Below are 22,746 nucleotides of genomic sequence, written 5' to 3'. Positions count from 1 at the left end.
GCCGGCGGAAGTGCTCAGAGCCACTGGCTGACGCCGACCACCATCAGCGGCAGGGCAAAGAAGACACCACCGATATAGGCGACCACATAAGCCTTGTTGCGTTGTGCCAGAGTCGCCAGGGTTTCGGCCATGATGACCGGTACCTGGCGCAGAAACGGCAGCACATAAATAACGGCAATCGCCAGCAGGTTGAACAGCAGATGCACCAGGGCAATTTGCAGGGCGACCGTGGCCGCGGCGCCGCTGATGGCGGTGGCCGCCAGCAGGGCTGTGATGGTGGTGCCGATGTTGCTGCCCAGAATGAAGGGGTAGACCTGCTTCAGGCTGAATACGCCGGTGCCGGCCAGGGGCACAATCAGCGAGGTGGTGGTGGAGGAGGACTGCACCAGCACGGTGACCAGGGTACCCGAGGCCATGCCCGAGCGGGGGCCTCGACCCACGGCAGTATGCAGTATGTTCATGGCACGACCCACCATCAGGGTACGCAGTACCTTGCCAATCTGGGTCACCACCATCAGGATAAGGCCGATACCGACCAGGATCAGCGCCACACCGGACCAGATACCGGGCAACCAGGCCACGCTGGCCTTCAGTATGTCGGAGGCAGGGGAGAGCAGTATCTTCATGAAGTTCATGCTGCTCATGCTGACGCTGGCGTCGCTGACCAGCAGGCCGGCAAGGTACTCGGAAGCGGTCGCCAAGGGCCGAAACAGCAGCTCCAGCGGCAGCAAGATGGTCACGGCCAGAATGTTGAAGCTGTCGTGCAGGGTGGCGGCAGAAAAAGCCCGCTTGAACTCCTCGCCATTGCGGATATGACCCAGGCTGACCAGGGTACTGGTGAGCGAGGTGCCGATGTTGGCGCCCATGATCATGGGAATGGCGATGGTAATCGGCAGGCCCCCGGCGACCATGCCGACGATAATGGAAGTCACGGTGCTGGAGCTCTGAATAAGAGAGGTGGCCACCACCCCGACAATCAGTGCAATACCCGGGTTGGAAGCAAAGGCAAACAGCTCTTTGGCGTCGTTGCCGGCGGCGGCCTTGAAGCCGGAACCGATGGCGCCCACGGCGGCCAGCAGCATATAAACAAGAAATGAAACCAGCAGCCAGGACAACCAGCCGGACTGGGCGTTACTTTCGTTTGCGGAGCCGGGAAGGGCGGTGGATTGAAGGCTCATCATGCATCCTCATCTCAAAGTTGGCGCCACTATGCCGAGCCTTTGTGACGGTTTTATTACAAGGTGGCAGTTTTATGACAGAGTTGTTTCAGCTGGGTCTGCCAACAGCATCAAAGGGATACATTTGAGTTATAAATTGCAGTCTGATGGTGTTTTCATTCTTCCAGGCAAGGCTCAGCTCAGATAGCGGTGCCGCTGTCCTGATTTCCTGGAACGCTGCGTAACAGTTCAATGTTTGTACCATAATCATGATCGGGAACGATGGGCAATGACTCCCGAACGCCCCGGGAGTGGTTACCAGAACAGAGCAAGCGGGAACGAACACGATCCTCGGGCAGCACCATTTTTCCATCAGGGTAAGGAGCAGCTTATGTTTCGCTGGGGCATTATTTTTCTGATTATCGCATTGATCGCCGGAGCTCTGGGGTTTGGCGGCATGGCGGGCACGGCCGCCTGGGCAGCCAAACTGGTGTTTATAGTGGGAATTATCCTGTTCGTGATCAGCCTGATCACCGGGCGCAGGGCACCGTGACCCGGCACCGAGCGGACACTATTGCCACTGCTATCGTAACCAAGCCTCCACCATTCGGCACAACCCGTGTCGAGCGGTTTAACCATAGCGGCGCCTGGGTTAAGCTTGGGACCGGTATGGTATCTGGCGAATGGTAACAATGGCGGAAGAGACGGCAAAGGGAGCGGATAACGTCGCATTTCGCTCCCGTTTTTATCGTAACGGGCCCGATCACGGTACCGGTGAACCCATCGATTTTGTACAGGTCAGGCGGCGCTTCGATTTTTGCAGCATCGAAATAGGGCCTTGGGTCACCCGAGCCGAGCGGGAACGGGCCGCGGGCCTGTTTTTCGACGCCCTGTGCGACTTGATGCTGATCCTGCAGGGGCCCGAGCCATTGATCTCCCTGCGTGGCACCCTTTCATTGCAATACGGCATTGGCGGTCGTCCCGGCGTGTCGGCGCATTACAATCCTGCCACCCGCTGTTTTTCACTGGCCAAAAATGCTGGCCCCGGCAGCATTGCTCACGAATGGTTCCACGCCTTCGATCATTACATAACCGACAAGGCGATGTGTGGCACGACCAGAGGCACCTTTGCCTCGCGTGCCTGGCTGAACAATGCCCGGGTGATTGAGCACCCGCTCAATGCACGGCTGTTCGCCTGTTTCAAGGCTATTCTGCTGGATGAATCGGGCCAGGAGCCCAGCCGCCTGTTCAGCGTGTCGGCGGCCACCGACCGACGCTTGGGCACGCTTTATTACAGCCAGCCGGAAGAAGTCTGTGCTCGCGCCTTTGAAGCTTTTGTGCAAGACAGCGGCATTCACAATCCGTTTTTGGTAAAAGGTACTCGTCACTCAAAAGAGGCGCAAATGGGACTGTATCCCCAGGAAGAGCAACGGGCACAAATCAATGCCGCCTTTGAGGATTATTTTCGTGCCCTGGGCGAAGCCCTCATGCGCCAGGGCTAGCCGATATCACGGGGCCTTATTCGGCAGCGCAGATTTGATTGGCTTAAAATGAGTACAGATTCACGCAAGGAGCGCCGCGTATGTGTATTCGCCGTATCAGGCAGGGAGTGGTGCAGGTCAGCCTGCTGCTGCTGTTGTCGGGATGCGTGATGATCTCGGAACAGAGGCTGGGGCAAATGGCCGGGCAGCGTGACAACATGGCCTCGGTGCCCGTTGCCAGTGGCAGCCAGCTGAATCAGGTGGAACTGCAAAGTGCCCTGTTGTCGTTTTCTGACAGTTACATGGAGCGGGTGGCCCAGTCTATCGATGCTCTGGTCATGGCCAGCACCGATCCCCAGGCCGAGGCGTTGCTCAAGGGCACCAAGGTTATTTATGTATCGTCGGCGCTGACCATTGCTGCCGAGCCGGACGTGGGGCAGGGGCTGCTGGACATGATGGTGATGCTCGGGCTGCAACGGCGGGTATGGGAGCAGGGGTGGGAGGGGCTGGTATCCAGGGAGCAAGCTTCCGAGCTGGTGAGGGTGCTGATCGCACTGGAAGTCGACCTGACGTTGTTGGCGGGCAAGGTGCTGAGTGTCAAACAGGTCACTGCTTTGCAGCAATTGATTGAAGACTGGCACCGGCAAAACCCCGAACAGCGCTACGTGGCTTATGTGCGGTTTGATGACTTTGCCGACACCGGCCTGAAACGGAGCTTTCATGATGCCCTGAGCGAACAGGGCGGTCTGCTCGAACCGGTACGCGAAGCGGTACAGGAAATAGAACAGATCAAGATGCTCTCCGAACGAGGCATTTTTCTCGCCAATCACTTTCCCATTCTGATGGAATGGCACATGGAGCATCTGTTTTCCAAGGTGATGGTGTCGGAGCCGGTGCGTCGTCTGCTGGATGACGGCCACCGCTTCAGTCACAGCAGCGAGCGAATGAGTGTGGCCATGGAGCAACTGCCCGAACAGTTGTCGCAGGAGCGGGCCGACTTTATGCTGGATCTGGCCGCACGAATTGCTGCCGAACGGCAACAGATTCTGGATCATCTGGCGATGCTGGTGGGGCAGGAGCGACGCGCCTTGCTGGATGACATTAGCAGTATGAATCAGCCGATGACGGCCCTGTTACAACAGATGGAACAAACCGGCATGGTGCTGCGTGACACCGCCCAGTCGGTTGAACGGATGACGGCGCCGGATTCGGCCGATGGTGAGACAGGTTGGATCAAGCTGGATAACACCCTGAATCAGATTTCGGCCGGCGCCGGTGAGCTCAATACGCTGGTTGCGGCCCTGGAGCGGCTGACCACCGCACCAGCAGACAAAACCCTGATGGCCGCGCTGGAGCAAAAACTGGAGGACTATACCCTGCGACTGGCGCTGTATCTGGCTGGGCTGATAGGGGTGTTTTTTGTGCTGCTGGCGGGGGTGATTTATCTGGCCCTGCGCTGGCAGAGCCAGGCCCGTGTCTCTTAACCGCCGACCACGACGGCATCGGGTATTTCATAACGTTCGTTACCGGCCTTTATGGTATGCAGATCGCCATTTTTGGAAGCAGAGAATGTCATATTGCCGTCTGCCTGACTGAGATCGGCACTGAGCGGCACTCCATTTTCGAAAAATATGGCCCGAGTACGGCCGTCGGGCAGGGTCACCACCACGGTCGCGTTGCCGCCCGGCGCCCGAGCCACTTGAAACGGGCACTGGGTCATGGGTTGAGCTGCGGCCTGTGAGCAGAGCAGCATGCCGTTGGCATCAAACTGGTCAAGGCCGGCCCGTTCTGCAGAGCTGACCACTGGCGGCTCACCCGGAGCCGGAGTGCCGGTCGATGGCTGCACCTGACAGGCACCATTGGCCCGGTTGGGGCCGGTGTAAGAAACAGACGGGCTGCCGTCATCTGCCATCATGATAGAGACGGAAAAGTCTCCCTGCGTGGCTTCATAAAAATCTTCACTGAACTGTGTCACACGGGCCTGTTTGCCATTCAGGTAGACCTCGCCATTCGGGGTTGTGTTTACATTCAGTTCCAGGGGGCATTGGGCTGAAAATACCGGAGGGTTGGCCTGGGCGCCGAAGGCACACAGAGCCATAACCGCGCTAACAATGCGTATGTTCATGTTGTTATTCCTCAAGCCGGACAAGGGACCACTGACGCGGTGGAGTCTGGTAAAGCATAGTGCATTGCCCCGCAGATCTGGCCAGAAAACATGCGGGCGGGTCGTGCCGGTTGGGTCTGAGCGTGATGCTGAGGTACACTGCCGACCCCGTACCAGACCAGCACGACTCAGCCAAGGACCGCAGCGCAATGACACAATGGCACTCTGGCCCCGATGGCCAGGCCCGCACCCTGATGGTGCAGGGCACCGCATCCGATGCCGGCAAAACCACCCTGGTGGCCGGCTTGTGCCGGCTGTTGGCCCGGCGCGGTGCCAGGGTGGCGCCGTTCAAACCGCAGAACATGGCGCTGAACAGCGCTGTGACCATCGATGGCGGCGAAATCGGCCGTGCCCAGGCGTTGCAGGCGGCGGCCTGTTTCTTGCCGGCCGAAATCGATTTCAACCCTGTGCTGCTCAAACCCCAGAGCAACACCCAGGCCCAGGTGATAGTGCAGGGGCGGGCACTGTCGGTGATGGAGGCGAAAGACTTCTTCGGGCCAGCGGCCAAACACTACAAGCAGCGGATGCTGTCGGCGGTACTGGACTCCTTCGAACGGCTGCGGCGGCGGTATCAGCTGGTGCTGGTAGAAGGAGCGGGCAGCCCGGCCGAGATCAACCTGCGCGACAACGATATCGCCAACATGGGCTTTGCCGAGGCGGCGGACTGCCCGGTGATCCTGGTGGCCGACATCGACAAGGGCGGTGTTTTTGCCCAACTGGTCGGTACCCTGATGCTGCTGAGCGAGTCGGAGCAGGCGCGCATCAAGGGCTTTGTGATCAACCGTTTTCGCGGTGACATCGGCCTGCTGCAAAACGGCCTGACCATGCTGGAACAAATGACCGGCAAGCCGGTGCTGGGCGTGGTGCCCTACCTCGATAACCTGCAGCTGGACGCCGAAGACGCCATGTGTCGTACCGCCACCACCAGCGCCGACGAACGCCCGCTCAGAGTGCTGGTGCTGGTGACACCGCGCATCAGCAACCATACCGACCTGGATCCGCTGCGATTGCACCCGCGGGTGGAATTGACCCTGATGCACATCGGTGCCGATCCGGCTGCATGCCCGGCAGCGGACCTGATTATCTTGCCCGGCAGCAAGGCGGTGCGGGACGATCTGGCCGTCCTGCAGGCGCAGGGCTGGGGCCGGGTGCTGGATCGTCACCTGCGTTACGGCGGCAAATTGCTCGGTATATGCGGCGGCTACCAGATGCTGGGCCGACGCATCACCGATCCGCTGGGAGTAGAAGGTGAGGCGGGCGACAGCGCCGGCCTGGGCTACCTGCCGATAGACACCGAGTTGCAGCGGAGCAAACAGCTGCGTAATGTGGCGGGCACGCTGCAGCTTGGTGGTGAGCAGGGCGCAAGTTGCCCGGTACAAGGCTATGAAATTCACTGCGGCCAAAGCCGAGTACTGGAAGCGGGAAAACAGCCCTTTCGGCTGTTTTCCCTCGGGCCCGACGGCAAACCGGGCGAGACCGGCTTTGCCGACGGCCTGCTGTCGGACGACGGCCAGGTGCTGGGCACCTATCTGCACGGCCTGTTTGACTGTGTTGATGCCTGCAATCGGTTGCTGGCCTGGGCCGGTCTGGATAACAGCAGGCAGGCGCAGGATCAGAATGCCATTAGGGAAGCCAACCTGAACCGGCTGGCCGACACCCTGGAGCAACATCTCAATCTGGAATTACTACAAGACTGCATGCAATAAGGAACCTCATGAGCGAAACAAACGACAACAACCGTGATCGGGTAAAGGCCGAGCGCCATCAGCAGCGGCAGCAAAAAGTGAAAGAGGCGGTAGACGCCAGAGTGGCTGCGGCCAGCGACGAGCGCGGTGTACTGATGGTGATCACCGGCAACGGCAAGGGCAAGAGCACCGCCGGCTTCGGCACCGTAACCCGGGCCGTGGGTCATGGTAAAAGCGCGGCCGTGGTGCAGTTTATCAAGGGCGGCTGGGAGTGTGGCGAGCGCAACCTGCTGCAAACAGTAGGTGTGCCCTTCGTGGTGATGAACACCGGCTTTACCTGGGAAACCCAGAACCGCGAGCAGGACATGGTCGCCTGCGAGCAGACCTGGCTGCCGGCCGAAAAAATGCTGGCCGACCCCGGCATCGATCTGGTGCTGCTGGATGAACTCACCTACATGGTGGCCTACCACTATCTGGATCTGGATCGGGTGCTGACGGCGCTGAAAAACCGCCCGTCGCACCAGCATGTGATCATTACCGGCCGCGGCTGCCACAGATCCATCATCGAGCTTGCCGACACAGTGAGCGAAGTCCAGCCCATCAAGCATGCCTTCGACGCCGGCGTTAAAGCGCAGCCGGGGTTTGATTACTGAGGCTGAGTCGGGCTTGCGTCATTGAGTTGATCAGGCGGCATACCAGAGAATGGCGAAATAGTGGCAACTGGTGCCGCCCATCACAAAAAAATGCCAGAGCAGGTGCCCGTACCGTAATTTCGCATCGGTGACAAAGAACACCACGCCGAGCGTGTAAGACAAGCCACCGGCAAGCAACCACATCAGGCCCGCCGTGGGTACTTTGTCCAGCAAGGGGTTGATCGCAATCACTACCAGCCAGCCCATCAACAGGTAGAGGCCGGTGGACAGAAAGGGGTGAGACAGGCTGTTGAATACTTTCAGCGTTCCCCCCACGATCGCAAGACTCCAGATCAGGCCGAACAGCGTCCAGCCCCAGGCGCCCTGCAGCACACCCAGCGCGAACGGCGTGTAGGTACCTGCGATGAGTAAAAAAATCGCGGAATGTTCTATGGTCCGAAAGAGCCGCTTTATCCTGCCGGGTGTCAGCGCGTGGTACAGGGTGGAGGAGAGGTAAAGCAGGATGGCGGTGGCAGCAAAAACACAGGTGCCGACCACGAACCCGGTCGACCCGTAGCGCACCGCCTGCATGATGAGAAACGGCGTGCCGACCAGCATGGCGACCAGCGCCAGTCCGTGGCTGATGCTGTTGGCGAGCTCTTCACCGCGCGACTGCTCACGAGCAGAGTTTGATACCGATTCACGCATGGCAGTTTTCTCCGACCCGCTATCCATTGAACGACAAGGATCAGCCTGAGGCAAGGGGGGCTTTTACTCCATTACCCGCTTGGGCCCCGTTGTCGAGAGTGTCCCACGGCAGCCAGGGCAGTCCGGCCTTAACGGCCGCTATTGTCGTCTTCCGATCATGGCCCAGATAGCCATATACCCGGATTCCGAAGATGTGCAGCATCAGACTCGCCGCATACTGCCTGGCTTGCTCGGGCGAATAGACCCGGCCCAGATAGTCGGCATACAGGCGTTCGATGTCACCCAGGTAGGTACTCACGCGGAGCTGAAGTTCGCCGCCGGCCGCAGCTAGCTCCAGTTGACTCTTGATTAGGAAGCAGCTGCAATAATCCGTCCCGGCGGACTCCTCGATCATGCGCAATAGTTGCCGGCATATACCCTCGCCAAAGAATGCCTCTTCGGCCAGCCTCTGGCGCAGCATGGCCTGGGACTGGTGGGCATAATGTTCCAGCGCGGCCAGATAAAGCCCTTCTTTGCTGCCAAATGCCAGATACAGGCTGCCAGGCTTGAGCCCGGTCGTCTTGACGACCATCTGTATGGACGCACCGCTAAAACCCTGCTGCCAGAACAGCCTGGTGGCCTCCTGAATCACCTGTTCCCGATCAAACTGTACCCGCGTCATCTTGACTCCCGTCTTGGCTCACAGCTTGAAGTATACCTGCAGGTTGAATGAATGTTCAAACTCAACTTGAATGATGGTTCAAGTCATGCTTGAATGATCATTCAAAAAAGCCGGAGACCGTCATGATCAAGTTCTTTTTTCATCCCACGCCCAACCCGTTGAAGATTGCACTCTACCTGGAAGAAACGGGCCTGCCTTATGAGCTGGTGCCGGTCGACACGCTGAAAGGCGAACAGCATCTACCCGCCTTTCGCAGCATCAACCCCAACGGCAAGGTGCCGGCCATTGACGATAACGGCGTGCGGGTATTCGACTCCACCGCCATTCTGCTCTACCTGGCCGAAAAGTCCGGTCGGCTGGCGGGCGACCCGCGACAGCGCGGAGAACTGCTTTCGTGGATGATGTTCATCGCCAGCGGCGTCGGACCCTATTCCGGCCAGGCGGTTCATTTCAAGCACATGTCGCCGGAAAAACTCCCCTATGCGATCAATCGCTACCAGCGTGAAACACAGCGTCATTACGAGGTGCTGGATGCGCATCTGGAAAATCGCGACTATATCGTTGGTGACGGCTACAGCATTGCCGATATTTCGGCCTGGGGCTGGATCGACAAGGCTGGATTCATCCTGGGTGAAGACGCCCTGGCGAGCTACCCGAACCTGCAGCGTTGGTTCGACAGCATCAACACGCGTCCCGCTGTGGCCCGATCCCGGGAACTTGGCAAGAACATCGAATTCAAGACGGAGCGTGACGAAGCGGCCATGCGCGAGCTGTTCCCGCAGAACTACCCGAACGCCTCCGAAGAAGCAGATGGTTCCCCGATGTAGGTAACAGCGCCGGTATTATCTATGAGGTCGTCTGGTTTGCCAGCTGAAGCGGCTACAGCTGGTTTTTTGCCGGAGGCCTCGCCGGTATTGGCGGGCGGGTAAAGGGTCTGCTCTGCCGACCCTCCGCGCCAGGGAGCGCGCGGCGGAGCCCCAGAGAGAGGGGTGTACGGCGTGTCGGGCCCTCTGTCCCGCGGTAGCGGGCCTATATGTTCGCATTCGCCAGCAACATCGCGCCGAATAAATGGATGCCTACGGGGCAGAGGGGAGATTGTTACCACTCGTCTTCTGCTTCGGGGTCGTAGCCTTTGTACTGCTCCGGCCTGCTGCTGGTTTCGGCGGTGACGAAGGGATAGCGTCGGCCTGACTGGGGCTCTCTCGGTTTCTTGCGCGACTTGGCTACCTGAAAAATCCAGTCATCGCCAAAATCGAACCAGTAGAACAGTTTCTTGCCCCTGGGCAGGGGGAACAGCGACGTTATGTTGTCATCCAGCGAAAACTCCTCGCCATCAAAATGGAGTCGTTCCGACCCGAATTCTTTGCGAGAGATAAAAAACGAATACATGTGGTCGTTGTCGAAATCGACGGCTTGCTGAATGGCGTCATGCAGATCGTGCAGCGAGCTGCTTTCTTCTATTTCCAGTTCACAGCCCCAGCCTGCTTCCGCATACATGCCTGACACGAGCTGAATGGACAAGGTGATGATCATGGCGGCCTCATACTTTGCTGAAATGGAGTCGGCTGAAACAACTTGGTTGAAAAAGCCCCACGGTTGCCGGCGGTAGGGCTTTTATTATAAGACAATGAGCCTAGGGTCGATAAGCCGGCATGGGCGCCATAATGTGCACATAAGGCGTGTCTTTCCACATCACCCAGGGGCCACCATTGGTGTGTTCTGTGGGCAAATCTTCGAGCATGGCAGCATCGGGCACCAGAATCATCAGGTGCGGTACCGGCTCGGTAATCCACTCGTTGCTGGCGGTGGGCTCGGTGGCGTAAGGGTCGGTATTACTCTCGGGGGAACCGCCCTGCAGCATATAACCAAAGCCCATGCCCTTGTTGGTCAGCGGCAGCTTGCTCATCCAGGCGTGCGCCCAATCCATCCAGACCGGGTCCAGACACATGGGATCCTTGCCCGAGGTGGTCGGCATATCCGGCAGGCAGGTCCAGCCGTTGCTTCCCTCGCGCAGTTTTGCCATCTCACCGCCCATGTCGGCCGGCCAGTCCAGTATGGTGGCGTTGGCACTGATGGAGGGCGGGGCCGCGCTCATGGCGTCGGCAATTTTTTCTTCCGGGGTCGCGGCCAGGGAAATGCTGCAGGTCGCACCGAGCATCAGGCCCAGGGCAATACGAGGCAGAGGAACCAGGCTATTCATGGTTTGCTCCTTACCGGGGTACTGTCTGCATTCACCGGGGCGATGAATGCTCTTTCTCCACGGTGTTTTAGGCATAGCAGGAGGGAGATATACCGTCAACTGGCAGCCTGGTGTTGCCCGAAGAGGCGGTGATTACGAGATGCGGAAGGTATGGAGTGCCAGCACAGAGTGGTGGCTCGCCCTTTTCACCCTGGCTCTTGATTACAGATTCAAGGTGGAATAAAGCGGCAGCAGGCTTGTCTCTTTCGACACGCTGCGAGCACGTCCCTGTGACACCCGTCAAATGCCATCCCTGGCATTTGACGGGTGGCTGAACCAATGCCTGCCATCTCTTCCATGATGAGGGTTATTGACTCGAGACGGCTCTATTGCATCAGGCGGTCCGAGCCTGCAGGCGGGCGCCTTGCAAGCGGGAGAGCAGTATTACCAGCACCAGTTGGGTGGCGATGGCGACCAGCAGAACCAGCGGGCTTGCTACCCAGCCTGCCACCACAAATCCGGCCAGGGCGATGCTGCCGTTCAGCAGGGCGTAGGGCAGCTGGGTACGGAAGTGTTCAAACTGATCACAACCCGAGCCGGTGGACGACAGTATGGTGGTTTCCGAAATCGGCGAGCAGTGATCACCGAACAAGCCGCCCGAGAGCACGGCGCCGATGCAGGCATACAGGGGGGCGTCTATGGCCACGGCTGTGGGGATCACCAGCGGAATCATGATGGCGAAGGTGCCCCAGGACGAGCCGGTGGCGAAGGAGATCACCGCCGACAGCAAAAAGGCGACGGCGGGGACCAGCCAGGCTGGGAAGCCGGCCTGAGCCTGTTCGGCGATGTAGGCGGCGGCGCCCAGTTCTTTGCCCACGCTGCTCAGGGTCCAGGCCAGGATCAGCACTATGGCGACCTGCATCATGTTGCCCATGCCCTTGAGATACACGGCAATGCCATCGGTCACCCGGCGCACGCCGTAACAGGCCATCAGGGTGATCAGGGTCATGGCCGCCATGAAGTAGGCGGTAGAGAGGGCCGCACGGAATACCGAGCCAGACACTTTTTCAAACGGAAAGCCCAGCGGCCCCAGCATGGCGGCCAGCACCCCGGCCATCACCAGCAGCGGCGCCCACACGAAGGAGGCGCGGGCGTTGTCGTGACTGAACAGGGTTTGCTGCGCTTGTGGGCCGGTAGCCAACTCGCCTCGTTCGGCGGCGCGTTCTGCCTCGGCCATGGGGCCGAAGTCCAGTTTCTTGAAGGCGATCAGCGGCACTATGGCCACCGCCAGCACGGCATAAAACTGGAACGGAATGGCGGCAATAAAGGCTTCCCAGTCGGTCAGCGGCAGCGCAAGGGCGGTAAATTCCTTTTGCAGCAGGCCCATGATGTACACACCCCAGCCGATAAAGGGCACCAGAATCGCCACCGGCGAGGCGGTGGAGTCGATGATGAAGGCCAGTTTCTGGCGCGACAGTTTGAGCTTGTCGAACAGCGGCCGGAATACCGGTCCGACAATCAGGGGGGTGCCCAGATCGGAAAAGAAGATAACGATGCCACCCAGCCAGGCGGCCATCTGAGCCCGGCACTTGGTGCTGACCCAGTGGGTGACCTTGCGGGCAAAGGCCTGGCCGCCACCGGATTGTTCCATCAGCGCCACAAAGCCGCCGATAAACACCAGGAGCACCAGCACACCGGCGTTATAGCTGTCGGTCAGCTGGACGACCAGGTGGTCCTTGACCAGAATACCGAAGTTGTCGAGCGGATGATGCCAGTCGTTAAGCATCACCACGCCGCTGGCCACGCCGGCAAACAGGCCAATCACCACGTTGCGAGTGCCGAGCGACAGCAACAGGGTGATGACGATGGGGATCAGCGAGCTGATATGGGTTTGTTCCATCAAGGTGTCCTTCCTGAACAGCATCTGCACCGGCAGGTGAGGCCCGGCGGGTGAAGATTGAGAAGTAAATGAAGCGTGGGACTGTAAAGAAGGCGGGCCTGGGCTGCAACAGGATAATGTGCTTTTAATGGTAAAATATTCACGCTAGCCGACATTTTAATCTTTAAAAGCTCTAATTTACCCCTTTAAGGCGTTCAGGTGAGTCCTTTTTGGCATGGTTATTCATTCTGCTGTGGGTGGGGCACAACATCTTGGCAGAGTGAAATCCGGTCAGGCAGTGCGGACATCATGAAGCATGGAGGTTATGTGTTTTTTCTGCATATATATTTTTAAAAATCGGCTAAAAATTCACTATCAACGAAAGTCCCTGATTGTGATATAACAGTTCTATCTAAAAAACCTGCCGGAACTCACTAATTGGACAATATTGAACACCTTTTCCTGCTGACCGGGGTGTTGCTGTGTTTAAGCGTACTGGCCACTTTGTTGTCGGCGCGCTCCGGCATCCCCATTCTGCTTATTTTTCTGCTGATAGGCATGCTGGCCGGTGAAAGCGGGCCGGGCGGTATCGAGTTCGAAAGTTACTCGCTGGCCTACACCGTCGGTAATCTGGCATTGGCCATCATACTGCTGGACGGCGGCATGCGCACCCGGATGGAAACCTTTCGGGTCGGCCTCAAGCCGGCGCTCAGCCTGGCCACCCTGGGGGTGGTGATCACCAGCGGCATTACCGGCCTGCTGGCGGTGTATATTCTGGATTTAAGCTGGATGCACGGCCTGCTGCTGGGCTCCATTGTTGGCTCTACCGATGCGGCGGCGGTGTTTTCGCTGCTCAGTGGCAGGGGCATGCACCTTAACCAGCGGGTAGGGGCCTCGCTCGAAATCGAGTCGGGTACCAACGATCCCATGGCCATCTTCCTGACCCTGACCCTGATAGGCCTGATCACCGGCGAGATGAACGGCACCGGTGATACCCTGCTGTTTCTGTTGACCCAGTTCGGTATCGGAGCCATCGCCGGGGTACTGGGAGGCTTGTTGCTGGTGCAACTGATCAAACGCATCGGGCTGGCCTCGGGCCTGTATCCCATTCTGGTGACCGGCTTTGGTCTGGCGCTGTTTGCGCTCACGGCGCTCACGGCCGGTAGTGGCTTTTTGGCGGTGTATCTGGCGGGACTGGTGGTGGGCAATGCCCGTCTGCGCCACATGGAGTCGATTTTGCCGGTGTTCGATGGTCTGGCCTGGCTCAGCCAGATAGGGCTCTTTCTGGTGCTGGGGCTGCTGATTTCTCCGGCGGACATGTGGACCATGGCGTTGCCGGCCAGCCTGATAGCGCTGGCGCTGATTTTTATCGCCCGGCCATTGGCGGTGCTGGTATCGCTGGTGCCCTTCTTCCGTTTCAATGTACGTGAACTGGGTTTTATCTCCTGGGTGGGCCTGCGCGGCGCCGTGCCCATAGTGCTGGCCATTTTTCCGCTGATGGCGGGGATACCGGAAGGGTCCATGATCTTTAACGTGGCCTTTTTCGTGGTGCTGATTTCACTGCTGGTGCAGGGCTCTACCCTACCGCAGATGGCCCGGCTGCTGCAGGTGGAAGTGCCGCCCGAGCCTGCGCCCCGGCGGCGCTCCATGCTGGGTATTTTTCAGGAGGACGACTTCGAGATGTTCCTCTATACGGTCAGCAGCGAGGCCATAGACGGCGTAGTGGTGCGCAAACTTACCTTTCCGCCCCATTGCCGGGTGGCGGCGGTGTTTCGGGGAGAAACCCTGCTGCCGGCCTCGGGCAGTACCCGTCTGGCGCTGAATGACGTGCTCTGTGTTATCGGCCGCAGCAATCACCTCAAGACTCTGAACAACATGTTTGGTGGCAATTTGGAGGCGGCGCGCAGCAAGGCGCGGGCTTTCTTCGGAGACTTTATTCTGGATGCGGATGCGCGCATGGGCGACGTGGCGCTGATGTATGGCGTGGACGTGGACGAGAGCGAAGCCGATTTGAACCTGGGCGACTTCATGCTGGCCCACAGCAATGGTCACCCTGTGGTCGGGGATCACTTCACCCGTTATGACATGGTGTGGACCGTGGCCGATGTAGATGGCGATAGGGTGCTCAAGGTGGGTTTGCGTGAACACGAAATCGACAAGGCCTGACCCGTTGCAGCCTCTTTTGCAGGCCCCCACGTCAATGGGCTAACGGCAACGGAAAATCATCGTCCGGATGAAGTCGGTCCTGCCGTTACCATCGGCAGGATCAGCGTGCCGGCAAGACTTCCGTGTACGAGACGGGTTCAAGCATGGGGGAGGGAGGCTGGCTTAGGTCCGGCAGCGAGTCCGCCTGTTGCGTGGCCAGGCCACTGGCCTTGAGCTCCTCGAGCCCACCTTTATCGCTCACCTGTCGATAACCCAGTGTCTGCAGCGCTTCCCTGGCCAGCTGCGCCCGGTGATCGTCTCTGTCATACAGCTTGAGTGGGGTGGCTTTATCCGGATAGCGGGCGGTCACACCCTGGGCGATCCGGGTATAGGGAATATGAATGGCACCGGCCAGATGTTCCCGGGTGTATTCTTCGGGGCTGCTCACATCTATCCATACCGGCTCTGCCGCCATCAGCGGCATCGACAGGCTCAGCAAGAGTGCGATTATCCGGTTGTTCATGGGGAAAGACCTCTGTTTCAATCACGATAATTGTAAAACAGAAGCGGTCGGAACATCCGGGCGGTAAGGGCACGAGCCGACAGAACCCGGCACAGCGATAAAAAAATCCCCCGCTCGGCGGGGGATTTGGCAATCAGGACAGCAGGTAAGTCAGAATTTCGACTACCTGTTCCGGATGGCGGCAGGTGGCCTTGGCGGCTTCGTCCACTTCTTTCAGGGCGTGGTCGTGCTCGGCGTCATGCAGGGTGATGATGGGCTTGCCGGAGGCAACGGCAAAGCCAGCGTCGAAGGCGGCATTCCACTGCTTGTATTTGGGTCCGAAACGAACCACTACTACATCGGCCTGCCTGATGTGGGTAGAGGTGCGGATGCTGTTGATGCCGGAGGCCTTGCGGTCGCGCCAGAAGTTATCTTCTTCGCTGCCCAGAATGTTCACGCCCACCATGTCGCTGGCATCGTGATCGGTCACCGCCGAGTTGAACTCTACTGCCAGGCCCTGGGCTTTGGCACCTTCGATAATACGCTCACGCCAGTCGCTGTGGATTTCGCCGGACAGATACACATTCCAGATTTTCTGACTCATCATGCATTCCTTTTTGTTCACAAAGGTAATTAAAATAAAATACAGTTGTTAAAGGTTAACGCATTTCCACATTAAAATCAGCCCTGAGGAAGGGTCTTCGGCGGAAGGCGGTTTTTTAGCTAAAGCGGCGCCATCAGCTTGAGCAATTTGCCGTTGCTTTCATCGGTGAGCAGATAGATGCCCCCGTCACGGGCCTGCACCAGGGTACGAATCCGGCTGTCAAGCTCGCTCAGCAGATGCTGCTCTTGCGTTACCTGCTCGCCGTCGAGCGTGAGTCGTACCAGCATGCGGCCTTTAAGCGCACCGATAAAGAGCGAGTCTTGCCAGTGGGGGAATTGGCTACCGGTATAGAACAGCATGCCAGAGGGGGCAATGGAGGGCACCCAGACCCAGACTGGGTCTTCCATCTCCGGATGGTGAGTACCCTGGCCGATGACGCCGCCGCTGTATTCCTGACCGAAGGTCACCACCGGCCAGCCGTAGTTGGCGCCGGCCTTGATAATGTTTACTTCATCACCTCCGCGAGGACCATGTTCATGGGCCCAGAGCACGCCGCTGCCGGGATGAATGGCGGCACCCTGTATGTTGCGATGGCCATAACTCCATATGGCGGGTAGGGCATAGGGCCGGTCGACGAAGGGATTGTCTTTGGGCACCCGGCCGTCGTCATGCAGGCGGATAATTTTACCCAGATGATTGTCGAGCTGCTGGGCGCTGTCCCGGGAATGATAACGCTCGCCGGTGGTAATAAACAGATAGCCCTCTGGGTCGAAGGCCAGGCGCGAGCCAAAGTGGGCGTTGCCCGGGGTTTTGGGATATTGCTCGAATATCACCTGCTGTTCGATCAACCGGTTGCCGGTCAGTTTGGCCCGGGCCACGGCGGTACCGGTGCCACCGGGCCCGGGCTGGCTGTAACTGAAATACAGCCAGAGGTTGTCGGTAAAGTCCGGGTGCAACGCCAGATCGAGCAAGCCACCCTGGCCACCGCCGGCAATCTCGGGCAGACCTTCGATAAGGGTACGGCTGCCGTCGGCGTTCAGACGCAGCAAGCGGCCGCGACGCTCAGCAACCAATAGTTCGCCATTGGGCAGCTCCACCAGCCCCCAGGGGTGCTGCAGCCCATCGGCCAGAGTTTGAATACGGTATTCGGCAGCGGTCAGCGGCGCGGCCAGCAGGGTCAGTAACAGCAATAGCGTGCGCATAAGGTTCTCCCTTGAATGTCGGGATAACTATAGCGGGGTTGGAAAGGGAAGAATATGAACAAACCGAGGAGCCGGTTTGTCTCCCTCGCGTGGGCGGGGTGTGGCTGACGAGGCACAGGCACCCTGCCCGAGCGGGCAGGGTGCCTGGCCGGCATCTTACTCGAAGTAAGAGCAGCAGTAATCCACCAGGCTGTGGATTTTGAGTTTGAAGATGGCGTTGGCGGGTACGTTGAAGGACTCACCGCCCTTGATGGTCTGCCAGTTGTCGCTGCCCGGCAGCTGTACTTCCAGCTCGCCGTCGAGAATTTCCATCAGTTCGGCGGCGGCGGTGTCGAAGGTGTACTCGCCCGGCAGCATGATGCCCAGGGTCTTGCGGCTGCCATCGGCGAATTTGACCACCCGGCTGGTGACCTTGCCGCCGTCGTAGACATTGGCTTTCTTGATGACGGTGACGTTGTCGAATTGAGTCATGATACTTCCTGTAACAATGAAAAAACGGGGTCACGTTTATAGCACAAGGCCGGGGGCTTGAAACCGGTTTTTTTATTGGTGTTTGCATTCGTTTTTGCCTGATGGAAAGACAGGGCTGGGCTGTCTGGTCGATCAGGTGGCAACGAGGTACAGTGTTACCCACAACAATAAAAACAGTTATCAATCAGGGAATATGCCATGGAAACATTAGCAGAGGCGGTGACCAGAACCCCCTTGCTGACCGGTACCTCGGTCGGGCAGAAACGGGAAGAGATTCGGCGCTACTTTCATAGGACCTTCACCCTTTATGAGCGCCTGTTTGACTGCATTAATAGCGACGAGGCGTATTATCTGCGTCCGGAACCGCTGCGTCATCCGTTGATCTTCTACTTTGGTCATACCGCCGTGTTCTTCATCAACAAGCTGCTGCTGGGAAAGTATCAGGATGCCCGGCTGGACGAGCGACTGGAGTCGATGTTTGCCATCGGCGTCGATGAAATGTCCTGGGATGATTTGAACAGTGCTCACTACGACTGGCCAACGGTTGCCGATACCCGCGCCTACCGCGCCCGGGTTCGTGATGTGGTCGACCGGCTGATCACCGACATGCCGCTGACCCTGCCCATTACCCGGGATGCACCGGCCTGGATAGTGCTGATGGGCATAGAGCACGAGCGTATCCACCTCGAGACCTCGTCGGTGATCATGCGCATGCTGCCGCTGCAGTATCTGGATGCGCAGCCGCTGTGGACGGCCTGCAACGAGTCGGGCCCGGCGCCGGAAAACATCTTGCTGCCGGTGGACGGCGACACCCTGACCCTCGGCAAACCGGCGTCGGCGGCGACTTACGGCTGGGACAATGAATACGGCCATAAGACCGTGTCGGTACCGCCGTTCAAGGTGGCGAAATATCTGGTATCCAACGGCGAATATCTGTCCTTTGTAGCGGCGGGGGGGTACCGCGAGCCCCGTTACTGGACCGAAGAAGGACAAGCCTGGCTGAGCTACACCGGGGCCGGGATGCCGCGCTTCTGGCATAAGCGCAACGGCGAGTATGTTCAGCGCAACCTGCTGCAGGAGAGGTCGTTGCCGCTGGACTGGCCGGTAGAGGTGAATTACCTGGAGGCCAAGGCCTTTTGCAACTGGAAGGCGGAGCAGAGCGGCACTTATGTGCGGCTGCCGACCGAGGCCGAATGGAGCCTGCTGCGCAACCGACTCGATGCCGATCAGCCCGATTGGGAACTGGCACCCGGCAACATCAATCTGGAGCATTATGCCTCGTCCTGCCCGGTGAACCGTTTCGAACAGCAGGGACTCTTCGATGTAACAGGCAACGTCTGGCAGTGGACCGAAACGCCGATAGACGGCTTTCCCGGCTTCGAGGTGCACCCGCTCTATGACGACTTTTCTACCCCGACCTTCGACGGTCGCCATAACCTGTTCAAGGGTGGCTCCTGGATGTCGACCGGCAACGAGGCGAGCCGTTATTCCCGCTATGCGTTTCGTCGCCATTTCTTTCAGCATGCGGGCTTTCGATATCTTGAATCCGACTGCGAAGAGGTACCAGTGGAACCTGTAAATACCTATGAAACCGATGCTCTGGTGGCGCAGTACCTGGAGTTTCACTATGGCGACAGCTATTTCGATGTGCCCAATTATCCTGTGGCCTGCGTACAGGCGCTGCTGACGCAGACGCCAAGCCTGTATCGGGGCAAGGCCCTGGATCTGGGCTGTTCGGTGGGGCGTGCCAGTTTCGAGCTGGCCCGCCATTTCGATCGGGTGGACGGCATCGACTTTTCCGCCCGTTTCATTCAGCACGGCTTTCAGCTCAAGGAAAGCGGCCAGACCCGCTTCGCCATTCCTGCCGAAGGGGAGTTGGTGGAATTCAAGCAAGCCAGCCTCGACGAACTGGGTTACGCCGGGCTGGCCGACAAGATTGCTTTTGTGCAGGGCGATGCCTGCAACCTCAAGCCATGCTTCGCCGGTTACGATCTGATCTTCTGTGGCAACCTTATCGACCGGCTCTATGATCCGGCTTTGTTTCTGGCCCAGGTGCACGAACGGCTGAATGCCGGCGGCTATCTGGTGCTGACCTCGCCGTACACCTGGCTTGAAGAGTACACCCCAAAAACCAAATGGCTGGGCGGCATCAAGGTCAACGGCGAGAATGTCACGACCCAGGATGGCCTGAAAGTGGCGCTGATTGATCGCTTCGAGCTGGTGGGGCAACAGGATATCCCCTTCGTGATCCGCGAGACCCGGCGCAAGTTTCAGCACACCCTGGCCGACATGACGGTGTGGAGGCTGAAGTAAGCTGACCGGTCTGTCATCACGGAAAAGCCGTTGCATTTTCCGGCGGCTCCCGACATCTTCGTTTTTACCCTGCTCGAGAACAACAGAACGGGCGCCTCACGCCTTTGCCGCGCCCGATAAGGCCACAAAAAAAGCCGGTCTTGCGACCGGCTTTTCTGGGAGTTACACCCGGGTACTATGGATTCTCATCCTTGCCATCTGGCTTACCCTTTCAATTGCTGGCTTCCATCTTCATGTTTTTGTTCTGAAAGTCGGCATCACATTTTTCGCCACCGTTCATTTCCTGCTCTATCTGCTCGCGTTCACGGGCTTCATCCTGCAGCGATTTTTTGGGCAGAATCATGTTCAGCACAAAGGCGACGGTAGCAGCCACGATAACCGGCGAGCCAATCAGCATGCGGGCGGTATCCGGCAGCTGGGCAATGGCTTCGGGCACTGTGTTGATACCCATGGCCAGTGCCACAGCCAGGGCGGCGATGGTGATGTTGCGGGAAGACAGCTCGTCTTTTACCAGCAACTGGATGCCGGTCATGGTGATCATGCCGAACACTATGATGGTGGCACCACCCAGTACCGGGTAGGGGATGGTGGTCATGGCGGCACCGAACTTGGGCAGCAGGCCGGCCAGAATCAGGAAGACGGCGGCAAGACCCAGTACATAACGACTGATCACCTTGGTCATGGCCACTATGCCCACGTTCTGGCTGAACGAGGCGGTAGGCAGACTACCGAAGCAGGAGCCAATAAGCGTACAGAGACCGTTGCCCAGCAGGCCACCGGACAACTCGCTGTCTTTCATTTCTCGGCCCATGCCACCGATGGCGGTGGCCGAGAGGTCACCGATGGTTTGTACCGAGTTGACGATACAAATTACCACCATGGAGATCACGGCAGAGGTGTGGAATTCGATACCGAGCGCAAAAGGAGTGGGGATCATCACCCAGGGCGCTTCGATCAGACGGGTAAAGTCGACCATGTCAAAGAAAAACGACATGGCGTAGCCCACCAAAATGCCGACGATAATGGCAGCCAGGCGGAAATAACCTTTGGCAAATTGTGAACAGCACAGTACCACAGCCAGCGTAGTCAGACCCACCAGCCAGTTCTGGCCACCGCCGAAGCCTTCGGCGGCGGTGTTGCCACTGCCGGCCATGTACTTGATGGCAATGTCATACAGAGATAAACCGATGACCAGTACCACGGTTCCGGCCACCACGGGCGGAAACAGGTGACGGATCTGCTTGATGAAGATACCGACGATGATCATGGCAATACCGCCGGCAATCTGGGCACCCAGGATGCCGGGGATACCGTAGACGCTGCCGATGGCAATCAGACTGGGTACATAGGCGAAGCCCACGCCGAAAATGGTCGGCATGCCCGCACCGACACGGCCAATGGGATAGAGTTGCAGCAGGGTGGAGACACCCGAGAAAAATAATGCCAGCTGCACCAACAGCATGGTTTCCTGGGCAGTGGCGCCGGCGACGCCGGCCACGATGAGCGGCGGGGTGACCGCGCCCATGATCATCGCCAGTAAATGCTGGAACGAAAGCGGCAGCGCTTTGCTGAAAGAGGGCTTGCCATAATAATCGAATACTGACTTGCTTTGATTGTGTTTCATTGCAATAAGTCCTGAGTGTTTCTCAAGTAGGTTTAGCTGCCTTACTCACGCTTTTTTTTTTGTTTTTTGTCTGCGGTAGCAGGTTGCATCACCGGTATCGACATGACGCCGCCGGTTGCCCTGTTGAACCCGGATTGCGCACATGATTATGTGTTGCCAACGAAAGAAGGCATCACAGACAATCAGAGTACAACCGGATATTCACATTCATAACCGAAGTTATGTTCTACGCCGTGCTGAGTTAAACTCTAGGTGTAATGTATACATTTTTGTAAACATCAAATCAACATTTTGTTTGTTTTTGTGCGCAATCATTGAGGAGTGATCGCATTTCCATGATGTTTTTATTGTGTTCAATCAATAAATGCGCCGCCGGATCCCGGTGCGTTCCAGGATCTTGACCGAGATTTCCTCTACCGAGTGGTAGGTGGTATCGATAAAGGGAATCGCCTCCATACGGAACATTCGCTCTACTTGGCTCAGCTCGTAACGGCACTGTTCGGCGGCGGAATAGCGGCTGTCGGCCCGGCGGCGCTGGCGGATTTCCTGCAGTCGGTTGGCGTCGATGGTCAGCCCGAACAGCTTGTGGCGGTTGGCCTTGAGTGCGGGGGGCAGTGTCATCCGGCTCATGTCCTGATCGATAAAGGGGTAATTGGCAACCCGGATGCCGAACTGCAGAGCCAGATACAGGCAGGTGGGGGTCTTGCCACAGCGTGACACACCGACGAGGATGATATCGGCCTCGTCATACTCCTTGGTGGTGACACCGTCGTCATTGTCGAGGGCGTAGTTTACCGCATCGATACGTGAGTCGTAATGTTGCTTGTTGTCCATGCTGTGGGTGCGGTGAGCGCGGGGATCGGCCTTGACACCGAGTTGCTGCTCTATGGGCGCAACAAAGGTGTTAAGGAAGTCGTAACACATGGCATCGCTGCTGGTGATGATGTTGCGCAGGGAGATGTCGACGATGGTATGAAATACCAGAGGCAGTTTGCCGCTTTGATGGTAACTGTCGTTTATTTTGGCTTTTACCGCACGGGCCTTGTCTTCATCCTCCAGAAAGGGGATGGTAAAATGCTCAAAAGGCAGGGGGAACTGGCTCAGCACCGCATGGCCAAACACTTCGGCTGTGATCGCCGTCCCATCAGAAACATAAAAAACCGTGTGCATGGGGCCTCCAGATCTCACTTTTAGGTATTGGCGCAGGTTAAACGTTTACCCGCTTTTCGGCGCCATTGTAGAATCATTCGGTGCCAAGGCCCACCCGCACCATAAAATAATCAGGGCCCTGCAAAAGGCACATGATGCAGAGCGAGATACGCAACCCCCAAGAACATCT

At 58.2% G+C, this 22,746-nt stretch carries 21 protein-coding genes; 8 read left to right on the top strand and 13 right to left on the bottom strand.

Going from position 1 to position 22,746, the window contains the following annotated elements; all coding sequences use genetic code 11:
- Nucleotides 1-14 precede the first annotated feature (14 nt).
- Nucleotides 15-1,178 (bottom strand): Na/Pi symporter, encoded by a 1,164-nt coding sequence (locus ACLEIV_RS09135; protein ID WP_410456343.1) that lies wholly within the window; start codon nt 1,176-1,178, stop codon nt 15-17.
- Nucleotides 1,179-1,548: 370 nt separating this feature from the next.
- On the opposite strand from ACLEIV_RS09135, the gene ACLEIV_RS09130 reads away from it, so the two are divergent.
- The 3 genes from ACLEIV_RS09130 (at nt 1,549) to ACLEIV_RS09120 (ending at nt 4,122) form a co-directional block, all read left to right on the top strand.
- Nucleotides 1,549-1,710, top strand: coding sequence for a DUF1328 domain-containing protein (locus tag ACLEIV_RS09130; protein ID WP_410456342.1), 162 nt, complete (start codon nt 1,549-1,551; stop codon nt 1,708-1,710).
- Nucleotides 1,711-1,840: 130 nt separating this feature from the next.
- Complete coding sequence (locus tag ACLEIV_RS09125; RefSeq protein ID WP_410456341.1) at nt 1,841-2,659, top strand: CLCA_X family protein; 819 nt, start codon at nt 1,841-1,843, stop codon at nt 2,657-2,659.
- Nucleotides 2,660-2,739: 80 nt separating this feature from the next.
- Complete coding sequence (locus ACLEIV_RS09120; protein ID WP_410456340.1) at nt 2,740-4,122, top strand: hypothetical protein; 1,383 nt, start codon at nt 2,740-2,742, stop codon at nt 4,120-4,122.
- On the opposite strand, the gene ACLEIV_RS09115 is transcribed toward ACLEIV_RS09120, so the two are convergent.
- A complete protein-coding gene (locus ACLEIV_RS09115) occupies nt 4,119-4,763 on the bottom strand; it encodes a hypothetical protein (protein WP_410456339.1) in 645 nt (214 codons plus the stop codon). The two genes, ACLEIV_RS09120 and ACLEIV_RS09115, sit on opposite strands and share 4 nt — an antisense overlap.
- 188 nt (nt 4,764-4,951) lie before the next feature.
- Here ACLEIV_RS09115 and ACLEIV_RS09110 point away from each other — a divergent pair, with 188 nt between their 5' ends.
- Complete coding sequence (locus ACLEIV_RS09110; protein ID WP_410456338.1) at nt 4,952-6,508, top strand: cobyric acid synthase; 1,557 nt, start codon at nt 4,952-4,954, stop codon at nt 6,506-6,508.
- 8 nt (nt 6,509-6,516) lie between these two features.
- Complete coding sequence (cobO, locus tag ACLEIV_RS09105; RefSeq protein WP_410456337.1) at nt 6,517-7,140, top strand: cob(I)yrinic acid a,c-diamide adenosyltransferase; 624 nt, start codon at nt 6,517-6,519, stop codon at nt 7,138-7,140.
- Between the two features lie 30 nt (nt 7,141-7,170).
- On the opposite strand, the gene trhA is transcribed toward cobO, so the two are convergent.
- Together trhA and ACLEIV_RS09095 are read right to left on the bottom strand one after the other, a co-directional pair.
- Entirely contained in the window at nt 7,171-7,827 is a 657-nt protein-coding gene (trhA, locus tag ACLEIV_RS09100; RefSeq protein WP_410456336.1) for a PAQR family membrane homeostasis protein TrhA, read from the bottom strand.
- A 40-nt stretch (nt 7,828-7,867) separates the two neighbouring features.
- Entirely contained in the window at nt 7,868-8,488 is a 621-nt protein-coding gene (locus ACLEIV_RS09095; RefSeq protein ID WP_410456335.1) for a TetR/AcrR family transcriptional regulator, read from the bottom strand.
- A 122-nt stretch (nt 8,489-8,610) separates the two neighbouring features.
- On the opposite strand from ACLEIV_RS09095, the gene ACLEIV_RS09090 reads away from it, so the two are divergent.
- Nucleotides 8,611-9,315, top strand: coding sequence for a glutathione S-transferase family protein (locus ACLEIV_RS09090; protein ID WP_410456334.1), 705 nt, complete (start codon nt 8,611-8,613; stop codon nt 9,313-9,315).
- A 271-nt stretch (nt 9,316-9,586) separates the two neighbouring features.
- Here the strand turns inward: ACLEIV_RS09090 and ACLEIV_RS09085 are convergent, their stop codons facing one another.
- From ACLEIV_RS09085 to ACLEIV_RS09075, 3 genes are all read right to left on the bottom strand, one after another.
- Complete coding sequence (locus ACLEIV_RS09085; RefSeq protein WP_410456333.1) at nt 9,587-10,021, bottom strand: IS1096 element passenger TnpR family protein; 435 nt, start codon at nt 10,019-10,021, stop codon at nt 9,587-9,589.
- Nucleotides 10,022-10,121: 100 nt separating this feature from the next.
- Nucleotides 10,122-10,688: a hypothetical protein gene (locus tag ACLEIV_RS09080; RefSeq protein WP_410456332.1), complete on the bottom strand. Its 567-nt coding sequence runs from the start codon at nt 10,686-10,688 to the stop codon at nt 10,122-10,124.
- A 373-nt stretch (nt 10,689-11,061) separates the two neighbouring features.
- Nucleotides 11,062-12,567, bottom strand: a complete 1,506-nt coding sequence (locus ACLEIV_RS09075; protein ID WP_410456331.1) for a Na+/H+ antiporter NhaC family protein — start codon at nt 12,565-12,567, stop codon at nt 11,062-11,064.
- Between the two features lie 417 nt (nt 12,568-12,984).
- Between ACLEIV_RS09075 and ACLEIV_RS09070 the strand changes: the two genes are divergently transcribed.
- Nucleotides 12,985-14,712, top strand: coding sequence for a potassium/proton antiporter (locus tag ACLEIV_RS09070; protein ID WP_410456330.1), 1,728 nt, complete (start codon nt 12,985-12,987; stop codon nt 14,710-14,712).
- 100 nt (nt 14,713-14,812) lie between these two features.
- Here ACLEIV_RS09070 and ACLEIV_RS09065 read toward each other — a convergent pair whose 3' ends face one another.
- From ACLEIV_RS09065 to ppnP, 4 genes are all read right to left on the bottom strand, one after another.
- Nucleotides 14,813-15,214 carry a rhodanese-like domain-containing protein gene (locus ACLEIV_RS09065; RefSeq protein WP_410456329.1) on the bottom strand — a complete coding sequence of 134 codons (402 nt, stop codon included), beginning with the start codon at nt 15,212-15,214 and terminating at the stop codon, nt 14,813-14,815.
- Nucleotides 15,215-15,347: 133 nt separating this feature from the next.
- A complete protein-coding gene (locus tag ACLEIV_RS09060) occupies nt 15,348-15,797 on the bottom strand; it encodes a YtoQ family protein (protein ID WP_410456328.1) in 450 nt (149 codons plus the stop codon).
- Nucleotides 15,798-15,916: 119 nt separating this feature from the next.
- Nucleotides 15,917-16,999 carry a PQQ-dependent sugar dehydrogenase gene (locus ACLEIV_RS09055; RefSeq protein WP_410456327.1) on the bottom strand — a complete coding sequence of 361 codons (1,083 nt, stop codon included), beginning with the start codon at nt 16,997-16,999 and terminating at the stop codon, nt 15,917-15,919.
- A 156-nt stretch (nt 17,000-17,155) separates the two neighbouring features.
- On the bottom strand, nt 17,156-17,470 hold the full coding sequence (gene ppnP / locus ACLEIV_RS09050; RefSeq protein WP_410456326.1) for a pyrimidine/purine nucleoside phosphorylase: 315 nt from the start codon (nt 17,468-17,470) through the stop codon (nt 17,156-17,158).
- Between the two features lie 198 nt (nt 17,471-17,668).
- Between ppnP and ovoA the strand changes: the two genes are divergently transcribed.
- Nucleotides 17,669-19,783: a 5-histidylcysteine sulfoxide synthase gene (gene ovoA / locus ACLEIV_RS09045; RefSeq protein WP_410456325.1), complete on the top strand. Its 2,115-nt coding sequence runs from the start codon at nt 17,669-17,671 to the stop codon at nt 19,781-19,783.
- A 211-nt stretch (nt 19,784-19,994) separates the two neighbouring features.
- Here the strand turns inward: ovoA and ACLEIV_RS09040 are convergent, their stop codons facing one another.
- Nucleotides 19,995-21,407 (bottom strand): uracil-xanthine permease family protein, encoded by a 1,413-nt coding sequence (locus ACLEIV_RS09040; protein WP_410456324.1) that lies wholly within the window; start codon nt 21,405-21,407, stop codon nt 19,995-19,997.
- Between the two features lie 357 nt (nt 21,408-21,764).
- Entirely contained in the window at nt 21,765-22,577 is an 813-nt protein-coding gene (ppsR, locus tag ACLEIV_RS09035) for a posphoenolpyruvate synthetase regulatory kinase/phosphorylase PpsR (protein ID WP_410456323.1), read from the bottom strand.
- Between the last annotated feature and the right edge of the window lie 169 nt (nt 22,578-22,746).

This window comes from Oceanisphaera submarina, from assembly GCF_046521305.1.
GTDB lineage: Bacteria > Pseudomonadota > Gammaproteobacteria > Enterobacterales > Aeromonadaceae > Oceanimonas > Oceanimonas submarina.
Note: the sequence above shows the minus strand (reverse complement) of the source record. Positions and strands in the feature narration are given on the sequence as shown.

Excerpts from the sequence above, each read along its gene's own strand:
- trhA (WP_410456336.1), bottom strand. The coding sequence starts at position 7,827 with ATGCGTGAATCGGTATCAAACTCTGCTCGTGAGCAGTCGCGCGGTGAA.
- ACLEIV_RS09125 (WP_410456341.1), top strand. The coding sequence starts at position 1,841 with ATGGTAACAATGGCGGAAGAGACGGCAAAGGGAGCGGATAACGTCGCA.
- ACLEIV_RS09080 (WP_410456332.1), bottom strand. The coding sequence starts at position 10,688 with ATGAATAGCCTGGTTCCTCTGCCTCGTATTGCCCTGGGCCTGATGCTC.
- ovoA (WP_410456325.1), top strand. The coding sequence starts at position 17,669 with ATGGAAACATTAGCAGAGGCGGTGACCAGAACCCCCTTGCTGACCGGT.
- ACLEIV_RS09090 (WP_410456334.1), top strand. The coding sequence starts at position 8,611 with ATGATCAAGTTCTTTTTTCATCCCACGCCCAACCCGTTGAAGATTGCA.
- ACLEIV_RS09065 (WP_410456329.1), bottom strand. The coding sequence starts at position 15,214 with ATGAACAACCGGATAATCGCACTCTTGCTGAGCCTGTCGATGCCGCTG.
- ACLEIV_RS09115 (WP_410456339.1), bottom strand. The coding sequence starts at position 4,763 with ATGAACATACGCATTGTTAGCGCGGTTATGGCTCTGTGTGCCTTCGGC.
- ppnP (WP_410456326.1), bottom strand. The coding sequence starts at position 17,470 with ATGACTCAATTCGACAACGTCACCGTCATCAAGAAAGCCAATGTCTAC.
- ACLEIV_RS09055 (WP_410456327.1), bottom strand. The coding sequence starts at position 16,999 with ATGCGCACGCTATTGCTGTTACTGACCCTGCTGGCCGCGCCGCTGACC.
- ppsR (WP_410456323.1), bottom strand. The coding sequence starts at position 22,577 with ATGCACACGGTTTTTTATGTTTCTGATGGGACGGCGATCACAGCCGAA.
- ACLEIV_RS09110 (WP_410456338.1), top strand. The coding sequence starts at position 4,952 with ATGACACAATGGCACTCTGGCCCCGATGGCCAGGCCCGCACCCTGATG.
- ACLEIV_RS09120 (WP_410456340.1), top strand. The coding sequence starts at position 2,740 with ATGTGTATTCGCCGTATCAGGCAGGGAGTGGTGCAGGTCAGCCTGCTG.
- ACLEIV_RS09040 (WP_410456324.1), bottom strand. The coding sequence starts at position 21,407 with ATGAAACACAATCAAAGCAAGTCAGTATTCGATTATTATGGCAAGCCC.
- cobO (WP_410456337.1), top strand. The coding sequence starts at position 6,517 with ATGAGCGAAACAAACGACAACAACCGTGATCGGGTAAAGGCCGAGCGC.
- ACLEIV_RS09130 (WP_410456342.1), top strand. The coding sequence starts at position 1,549 with ATGTTTCGCTGGGGCATTATTTTTCTGATTATCGCATTGATCGCCGGA.
- ACLEIV_RS09075 (WP_410456331.1), bottom strand. The coding sequence starts at position 12,567 with ATGGAACAAACCCATATCAGCTCGCTGATCCCCATCGTCATCACCCTG.
- ACLEIV_RS09095 (WP_410456335.1), bottom strand. The coding sequence starts at position 8,488 with ATGACGCGGGTACAGTTTGATCGGGAACAGGTGATTCAGGAGGCCACC.
- ACLEIV_RS09085 (WP_410456333.1), bottom strand. The coding sequence starts at position 10,021 with ATGATCATCACCTTGTCCATTCAGCTCGTGTCAGGCATGTATGCGGAA.
- ACLEIV_RS09060 (WP_410456328.1), bottom strand. The coding sequence starts at position 15,797 with ATGAGTCAGAAAATCTGGAATGTGTATCTGTCCGGCGAAATCCACAGC.
- ACLEIV_RS09135 (WP_410456343.1), bottom strand. The coding sequence starts at position 1,178 with ATGAGCCTTCAATCCACCGCCCTTCCCGGCTCCGCAAACGAAAGTAAC.